Annotated in this window: 3 tRNA genes and 1 rRNA gene; all 4 read right to left on the bottom strand. The window is 45.6% G+C overall.

Going from position 1 to position 771, the window contains the following annotated elements:
* Positions 1–201: 201 nt before the first annotated feature.
* Positions 202–277: transfer RNA gene (locus AA980_RS25590), tRNA-Thr, on the bottom strand.
* A gap of 33 nt (positions 278–310) precedes the next feature.
* Positions 311–386, bottom strand: a tRNA-Val gene (locus tag AA980_RS25585).
* Between the two features lie 8 nt (positions 387–394).
* Positions 395–469, bottom strand: a tRNA-Glu gene (locus tag AA980_RS25580).
* A 35-nt stretch (positions 470–504) separates the two neighbouring features.
* Positions 505–621, bottom strand: a 5S ribosomal RNA gene (gene rrf, locus AA980_RS25575).
* Positions 622–771 lie beyond the last annotated feature (150 nt).

The raw sequence follows: 771 nt of genomic DNA, 5'->3' as shown, positions 1-771 counted from the left end.
TTAAAAGTCAGATGCTCTACCAACTGAGCTAATGGCTCATACTAAGATGATTCACTAATCTTTAATTGTGGTAAGTCAGATGCTCAAAAGAACTTACGTTCTTTCTCGCAGATTGTTCGCAGAAGCTTATTCAATGAAGTCCGCAATCTGCTCTACCAACTGAGCTAATGGCTCGTACTTAGATAATTTACTAAGTAAAACTGGTGCCGGCGAGAGGACTTGAACCCCCAACCTACTGATTACAAGTCAGTTGCTCTACCAATTGAGCTACCCCGGCATGTAGTTTGAAATAAGTTGTTAAATAAAATTATGGTGGAGGATGACGGGATCGAACCGCCGACCCTCTGCTTGTAAGGCAGATGCTCTCCCAGCTGAGCTAATCCTCCAAAATATATGGTGACCCCTACGGGATTCGAACCCGTGTTACCGCCGTGAAAGGGCGGTGTCTTAACCGCTTGACCAAGGGGCCATTGTAATTCTCGACAAAATAATAGCCCCAAATGGGGCNGGCAGCGTCCTACTCTCACAGGGGCGCATGCCCCAACTACCATCGGCGCTGAGAAGCTTAACTTCCGTGTTCGGTATGGGAACGGGTGTGACCTTCTCGCCATTACTACCAGACTATATGAAATTTGAGGTTTCATTCCCTCAAAACTAGATAATGCAGAAGAAGTGCTATAAAAACGAGTTCGCTTTAAAAATTTGGTTAAGTCCTCGAACGATTAGTATCAGTCAGCTCCACATGTCGCCATGCTTCCACCTCTGACCTAT

The sequence above is a fragment of the Neobacillus vireti genome (assembly GCF_001026695.1).
GTDB classification, from domain to species: Bacteria; Bacillota; Bacilli; order Bacillales; family Cytobacillaceae; genus Neobacillus; species Neobacillus vireti.
This window is presented reverse-complemented; position numbering and strand designations above follow the sequence as displayed.